Source organism: Arthrobacter sp. Hiyo1 (assembly GCF_001263615.2).
GTDB lineage: Bacteria > Actinomycetota > Actinomycetes > Actinomycetales > Micrococcaceae > Arthrobacter.
Genome location: NZ_DF952472.1, coordinates 83,406 through 89,112 on the forward strand (window position 1 = coordinate 83,406; position 5,707 = coordinate 89,112).

At 63.3% G+C, this 5,707-nt stretch carries 5 protein-coding genes and 2 pseudogenes; 6 read left to right on the top strand and 1 reads right to left on the bottom strand.

Annotated elements, in window-relative coordinates:
- The 6 genes and pseudogenes from AHiyo1_RS24790 to AHiyo1_RS14055 all read left to right on the top strand — a co-directional run.
- The coding region (locus AHiyo1_RS24790) for a hypothetical protein (RefSeq protein WP_216363207.1) at positions 1–193 on the top strand (193 nt) is incomplete at its 5' end.
- Positions 190–2,268, top strand: a complete 2,079-nt coding sequence (locus AHiyo1_RS14040) for an ABC transporter permease (protein ID WP_216363208.1) — start codon at positions 190–192, stop codon at positions 2,266–2,268. The genes AHiyo1_RS24790 and AHiyo1_RS14040, both read left to right, overlap by 4 nt.
- A 147-nt stretch (positions 2,269–2,415) precedes the next feature.
- Positions 2,416–2,838, top strand: coding sequence for a glycine betaine ABC transporter substrate-binding protein (locus tag AHiyo1_RS25605; RefSeq protein ID WP_216363209.1), 423 nt, complete (start codon positions 2,416–2,418; stop codon positions 2,836–2,838).
- The gene (locus AHiyo1_RS25610) at positions 2,813–3,256 is read left to right on the top strand and encodes a glycine betaine ABC transporter substrate-binding protein (RefSeq protein WP_216363210.1); all 444 of its coding nucleotides are present in this window, start codon (positions 2,813–2,815) and stop codon (positions 3,254–3,256) included. The genes AHiyo1_RS25605 and AHiyo1_RS25610 overlap by 26 nt, the downstream gene beginning before the upstream one ends.
- A 311-nt stretch (positions 3,257–3,567) precedes the next feature.
- Positions 3,568–5,069, top strand: a pseudogene (locus AHiyo1_RS14050) (MFS transporter).
- 62 nt (positions 5,070–5,131) lie between these two features.
- A complete protein-coding gene (locus AHiyo1_RS14055) occupies positions 5,132–5,377 on the top strand; it encodes a hypothetical protein (RefSeq protein ID WP_059388983.1) in 246 nt (81 codons plus the stop codon).
- 132 nt (positions 5,378–5,509) lie between these two features.
- Here AHiyo1_RS14055 and AHiyo1_RS26850 read toward each other — a convergent pair.
- Positions 5,510–5,707, bottom strand: a pseudogene (locus AHiyo1_RS26850) (LysR family transcriptional regulator); the annotation flags it as partial.

The following is a 5,707-nucleotide window of genomic DNA, read 5'->3' on the forward strand; positions in this document are numbered from 1 at the left end:
GGCGCTCGACGGGCCGGTGATGCAGGCCGACCGCATCGTGCGCGAAGCCGCGCGGCAGGTCCTCCACTCGGAGCTCCCCGTTAGGGTTTTCGACGGCGAGGAATTCCTCGGCATCGTCGACGACGAGGATATCCTCCGCGTCGTCGTCGCCGAAGAGCCATCCCCGACTTCCCACCAAGGCGGTGCCGGGTGAGCATCGCCACAGAGCGGGCCAACCGTCGACGACGGTCCGGGGGCGCGCGTTCCAACTCACCTGGAGGACGAACCCCTGCCACCCCGTCCGGAGGTCCTGCTGTCCTGGGATTCTGCCGACGTCATTGGCGCCCGGTCTCGCTCGTGGGCATTGGTGTCGTCTGGCTCGGACTCTGGGCCACGCTCAAGGGCGTGGACACCCTCGAGTTGGGCGGCGCAGACAAGACGGACTTCCAACTCTGGCTGAACAGCGTCCGCGACGCCTTTGACAGCGCCCGCACCAACTCCTTCGTGTTCCAGCACATCGTCCAGCCGGTCACGGACGGAATCAATGGGCTCGTTACCTTTCTCCAAGGCATCTTCAGCCAGGCCTCGGACGGACGCCCGGTGCCGGAGATCGGCTGGCTCGGCGTCGTCGCGCTCCTCGCCTGGCTGGCCTTGGCGTTCGCCGGCGTGCGCTCGATGCTCCTCGTCGGCGTGTGCGTGTTGCTCTTCGGGTTCTTCGGCTACTGGGCACAAAGCATCGACACGCTCATCGTCACGTTTTTCGCAGTCGGCATCTGCACAGTCGCGGGACTCCCGCTAGGCATTGTCATGGCCCGAAGCCGCCGAGTCTCGGCCGCGGTCTCACCCTTGCTCGACCTCATGCAGACCCTGCCGTCGTTCGCCTACCTGGCACCGCTCGCACTCGTCTTCGGCATCGGCCCGGCGGCCGCGATTGTCACGACCATCATCTACTCGCTGCCCCCGCTGGTGCGCATCACCGAGCACGGCATCCGAGGGGTCTCACCGGCCACGCTCGAGGCCGTCGCGTCCATGGGCAGCACCCCCTGGCAGGCCCTCGTGAAGGTGCAACTTCCCATGGCCCGGCGCACTATCGTGGTCGGCATCAACCAGTGCACAATGGCGGCGCTCTCGATGGCCACCATAGCCGCGCTCATCAATGGCCCGGGACTGGGCACTCCGGCGCTCCAGTCGCTCGACGTCGGCTCGGCGTTCGTCTCCGGCCTTGCCATCGTGCTCATGGCGATCATGCTCGACCGAACCACGACGAGGGCCTCCGAACGCTCAGGCATCGAAGCCCGCATGCAGCGCGGGTCCGGAGTGGGACAGACCGGCACATTCGGGGGCCGGCAGATGCGTCGGACCACTATCATCGCCAGCGCTGTCGTCGCCGCCGTGGCCATCTATCTCTCGCACATCTATCTTGCACTCTCGAAGTTCCCGGCTTCGCCCGACCTCGGCACCCCACTGGCGAAGGCCGTCTCAGCCGCGACCGACTGGACGGTCGGCACGTTCTCAGGCTTCACGGAATGGCTCAAGGACACCGTCACCGCACTTCTCGTCGACCCACTCCAGTCGGTGCTCGCACAGTCGCCGTGGTGGGCCATGGCGCTCGCGCTGCTCGGAATCGCGTTCGTGCTCGCCGGCCGGCGGGCCGCCACAGTCACGATCGTGTGCGAAGCCGTGATCCTCGGAAGCGGGCTGTGGAGTGAGAGCATGAAGACGCTCGCGACCACGCTAGTAGCCGCGTTCGTTGTGATCATCGTCGCTGTCTGCCTGGGCGTCTGGATGGGTCGGAGCAAGCCCGCCGACTCGGTTATCCGACCCGTGCTCGACGCCTTCCAGACCATCCCGTCCTTCGTGTACCTGGTACCGGCCCTCGCCCTCTTCGGTCCCACACGATTCACGGCGATCGCCGCCGCGTTCGCTTACGGTGTGCCCATCGCGACGAAACTGGTTGCCGACGGGGTCCGAGGTGTCTCGCCGGTTGCCGTGGAGGCCGCGGAATCACTCGGAACAACGTCGTGGCAGATGATCGCGAAGGTCCAGCTCCCCATGGCCCGCGCGGCAGTAGTCCTCGCCGCCAACCAGGGCTTGCTTTACGTCCTGTCCATGGTCGTCGTCGGCGGACTCGTCGGCGGCGGAGGACTCGGCTATCTCGTAGTCGCCGGATTCTCCCAGAGCCAGCTCTTCGGAAAGGGTCTTGCCGCCGGCATCGCCATCACCGCTCTCGGAGTCATGCTCGACCGGATCACCCAACACGCCACTGCCCGCTTCGGCAGCACCCGATAGAGGAAAGAGCCGTGAAGAAATCACTGACGGAGCGTGGCCCAAAGATGGGGAAGAGAACGTCTGCCGCAATTGTCCTCACCGCGGTCCTCGCGCTCACGGCCTGCGCCGGGGATATCCCTAGCGCAACCCGCCAAGCGGAAAGAGTGGATGCGGAGCATTCAACGTCGCCGTAAACCCTTGGGTCGGGTACGAGGCGGACGCTACGTCGTAGGGACCGTTGCCAGGGAAAAGCTCGGCTGCACCGTAAATTACAAGACCCTCAAGGAAGAGGTGTCATGGCAGGGCTTCGGCAGCGGCGAGGTGGACACCGTCCTTGAGAACTGGGGCCACCCCGAGCTCGCGGACAAGTACATCAAGCAGCAAAAGACTGCGGTCGACGCCGGGCAGACCGGTAACACCGGCGTAATCGGCTGGTACGTGCCGCCGTGGATGGCCAAGCAGTACCCGGACATCACGGACTCCAAGAACCTCAACAAGTACGCAGACTTGTTCAAGACCTCCGAGTCCGGAGGACAGGGCCAACTCCTCGACGGTGACCCCTCCTTTGTCACCAACGACGCAGCCTCGTGAAGAACCTCGGCCTCAACTTCAAAGTTGTGTATGCGGGCAGCGAACCGGCGCTCATCCAGGCCTTCCGGCAAGCGGAGCAGAACAAGACCCCGCTGATCGGCTACTTCTACGAGCCCAGTGGTTCATCGCAGAGGTCCCGCTCGTCAAAGTCAACCTCCCGGCCCACACGCCCGGCTGCGACGCCGACGCGGCCAAGGTCGCGTGCGATTACCCCAAGTACGAGCTCAACAAGGTCGTCTCCACCAAGTTCGCCAACTCCGGCAGCCCCGCGTATTCCCTCGTCAAAAGATTCACGTGGACGAACCAGGACCAGGACACGGTTGCCGGGTACATCGCCAAGGACAACATGAGCCCGGATTCCGCCGCGCAGAAATGGATCGACGCGAACTCGGACAAGGTCGCCGCCTGGCTCAAGTAGACCCATGGCGACAGTTCCCCTGTACGCAACAAAACTCACGATAAGCAACTCATTTGCGCAACGTCCTTGACAATTACTGTGATCTAGCGCACTCTGTTGCTTATGGCGAATTCTGTTGTTCCATGCGGAACGATCAAGAATTGGCGCCTACCGGTATTTGCGAGTCCTTTCCTAAATGAAGGAGAGGTGCTTCATTCCCAAGGCCTCCGAGGGAAGCACCACGCCTATCCGCGGGCGAACCGAACCTGTCACAAGGTGCCGGCTGACGGCCACATATGAGCCAATTGCAACATTGAGCAAAAGGAATCGTTATGACCCAGAAACCGAAGCTCCTCAGACACAGGCGGCTAGAGGTGTCCGACGTCAACGTCGTCAACCAGACGATGCTCAAGAAGGCACTCGGCGGCACGATCGTCGTCAACACCATGGAATGGTACGACGTCGGCGTGTTCGGCTACCTGATCACCACTATGGGCCCCGTCTTCCTCCCGGAAGCTGACAGATCCGTCCAAACCCTGTTCCTGCTCGGCACCTTCGCCGCAACATTCATCGCCCGCCCGCTGGGCGGTGTCATCTTCGGTTGGCTCGGCGACAAGATTGGCCGCCAGAAGGTGCTGGCGGCGACGCTAATGCTGATGGCGGCAAGTACCTTCGCCGTCGGGCTCCTTCCTGGCTACGCCAGATCGGCGTGTGGGCGGCCGCCCTGTTGGTGATCCTGAAACTCGTCCAGGGCTTTTCCACCGGCGGCGAGTACGCAGGCGCCACTACCTTCGTCTGCGAATATGCCCCCGACAAGCGGCGCGGCTTCTTCGCGAGCTTCCTGGACATGGGCTCGTATCTCGGCTTCGCGTTGGGAGCTGCGATCGTGTCCGTGCTGCAACTGTCCCTGGGCCAAGCGGCCATGGAGGAATGGGGCTGGAGGCTGCCCTTCCTGATCGCCGGGCCGCTCGGTGCGATCGCCGTCTACTTCCGGAACAAGATCGAGGAATCCCCCCAGTTCCAGGCAACCCTCGACGCCCGGCAAGCACAATCTGCAGTTGCTACAGCAGCCGACAAAACGGTGGCCAACGGTCCCCTGCCCATCATCAAGGCTTACTGGCGTCAAATCATCCTCGCCATGATCCTCGCCGCCGCTGCCAACACAGTAGGTTATGTCCTGACGTCCTACATGCCGACATACCTGACCGAATCCAAAGGCTACGACCCCATCCACGGCACGCTGCTAACCATCCCGGTGATGGTGATCATGGCAGCCTGCATCCCGCTGACCGGGAAACTGTCCGACCGCATCGGCCGCCGCCCCGTCCTCTGGATCGGTGCCGGAAGCACCATTCTGTTCGCTATCCCGGCATTCCTGCTGATCGGCGTCGGCAATGTCTGGTCCACGCTCGCCGGCCTTGCCCTTGTCGCCTTCCCCGTGACGTTCTATGTCGCCAACCTCGCCTCGGCGCTCCCCGCGCAGTTCCCGACATCGGGCCGCTACAGCAGCATGGGCATTGCGTACAACTTCTCCATGGCGCTCTTCGGCGGCACAACGCCATTCATCGTCCAAGGCCTGATCGAGGCTACGCACAATGACATGGCCCCGGCCTACTACCTCATGGGCACTTCCATCGTCGGTGCGATCGGCATCTACTTCCTGCGCGAATCCGCCCGGCGGCCACTGCCCGGCTCCATGCCGAGCGTTGATACTGAGGCCGAGGCCCGCGAGCTGGTCGCTACCCAGGACAACAACCCGCTGATCGACCTGGACGGAATGCCGTTCCTGGAGGATCTTGCGTTCGAAAATACGGCCAGACCCTCACTGCGATGATTTTCGAGGACCTAACTAATGCCCCAAAGCTCGCCAAACGGCGCCCAAAGAAGGAATCCACAATGAATCAATCCCTGCCGAAGGAAAACGTGCTTCGCATCTCAGGCGCCGGCACCGATCCGATAATCGTGAACTTCGAAGGTTCCGAACCCGTCACGGTCCGGCTACAAATCGACGCCAAGTGCAACTGCCAAGACGACGGTGGCGCCAGCCGGCCGGGTTCCTACGCCTACAGTGATCCGCGGGGCCGAACCAAGCCAAGCGACGTTATCGATGCTCCATCGTGGCCGGAAAACATGGGTGTTTAACTGAACATGCCACAGCCGCGGAGCGGAAACGGTCACGCGGCGCCCCCGATGATGAGACGGCCCTTCCTGGACGAGGCCCCGGCCGGCGTCGATGCCGCGTGCCCTTCGGCAAGGAATCGCGGACATCCGATTTTAGAGATCGTCTTCGGGCCGGGCGGTGAGGATCCGATTGGCGCTGACCCGCAGGATGCCGAGCGACTCCTTGATCAGGGGCGATGCAATGCTGCCACTGCGCACCGCAGCGACAATGCGCCGCGATGGCTTCCCCTTGCCAGTGATGCGCAGTCGAACCACGTTTTCGGCACTATGCAGGGGGGCGAGTCGCGGCAG